This window comes from Kitasatospora sp. NPDC034533, from assembly GCF_055575155.1.
The window spans coordinates 1-1316 of record NZ_JBVITE010000168.1 but is presented as its reverse complement, the minus strand read 5'-3'; the positions used below and the strand labels follow the sequence as shown (position 1 = coordinate 1316).

The window sequence follows — 1316 nt, the reverse complement described above, 5'->3', positions numbered from 1 at the left end:
CAGAAGGGTGTCCAGGTTCGTCTTCACAAACCAACCAACGGGCACCCTTCGTCATGGTCGCGGCCAGTCCGGAGATCGGACTCATTCATCTAGGGGCGGGGGCCCGGCAGCGGCCGGTCGCCGAGCAGACGGTGGCCGTACGGCCCGGTGGCCGCGACCGGGCTCGGCAGCCTCCTGGTCCGCCGGGAGCGGCCGCGCGAGCAGGTGCCGCCGGCGCCGCCGGAGCACCGGTCCGGAGCACTGGACGCGGAGCAGTGCGCCCCTGGTCCGGATGAAGGGGCCGGGCTATCCGTCGTGTGCTCCGAGCTCGGTCGCCGGCGTCTGTCGGGTGGCCGCCCACGACGCCAGGAGCGCCAGGTTGTCAGCGGTCGGCGTGCCCGCGGGTGCGGTGTAGACGTTGAGGTGCAGGCCGGGTTCGGCGGGCAGTTCCAGGGACTCGACGTCCAGGTCGAGCCGGCCCACGACCGGGTGGTGCACCCGCTTGCGTCCGGACCGGTGCAGCCGCACGTCCTGGGCCGCCCACCGCTGCCGGAACAGCTCACTGCACGTCGACAGTTCGCCGACCAGGGCGATCAGCTCCTCGTCGTGCGGATCGCCGCCGGCTTCCATGCGTAGCTTCGCGGCCGTGTCACGGGCGACGTGGTCGTAGTCGACGAAGAACTCCCTGGCCGCCGCGGAGTCCAGATAGACGAACCGCGCCGTGTTCGCCGGCCGTCGCGGGTCGGCCAGCACCGGTGAGAACAGCGCGCGGGCGAGTCGGTTCGTGGCGAGCACGTCATAGCGGCCGTTGCAGATCCAGGCCGGCGCATCGGAGATCGCGTCGAGCACCTGCCGCAGTGTCGAGCGCACCGTCACGGCGGACCCGCGCCGGCGCGGACCGCTGGGCGCCGTGGATCGGCGCGTCGTGGATCGGCGCGCGAGGTGGAACAGGTGGTCGCGCTCGGCCTCGTCGAGTCGCAGGGCGGAGGCCAATGCGTCGAGCACGCCGTCGGAGGCACCGGCGAGGCTGCCGCGCTCCATGCGCACGTAGTAGTCGACCGACACCCCCGCCAGGAGCGCCACCTCCTCGCGGCGCAGACCTTTGACCCGGCGGTTGCCGCCGTGAGCGGGCAGGCCCGCCTGCTCGGGTGCGATGCGGGCGCGACGCGAGCTGAGGAACTCCCGAATCTCGGTGCGTGGATCCATCGTGGCCATCCCCTCACCGTAAGCCCGCCGCGCGGTCTAGATGACTGATGCCAAGGGCTCGCCTGCGCGCATGACATGAAGCGAGGGAGTCCAAAGATCGGTTGTGACGCCTGATCTGGACTCCCTCGCCA

1 protein-coding gene is annotated in these 1316 nt (G+C 71.7%); it reads right to left on the bottom strand.

What is annotated here, in order from left to right; translation table 11 throughout:
- Nucleotides 1-285: 285 nt before the first annotated feature.
- Nucleotides 286-1194 (bottom strand): helix-turn-helix transcriptional regulator, encoded by a 909-nt coding sequence (locus ACZ55U_RS39055; protein ID WP_465534400.1) that lies wholly within the window; start codon nt 1192-1194, stop codon nt 286-288.
- Between the last annotated feature and the right edge of the window lie 122 nt (nt 1195-1316).

What these genes read in the sequence shown, in the direction of transcription:
- ACZ55U_RS39055 (WP_465534400.1), bottom strand. Translation starts at nt 1,194, where the DNA reads ATGGCCACGATGGATCCACGCACCGAGATTCGGGAGTTCCTCAGCTCG.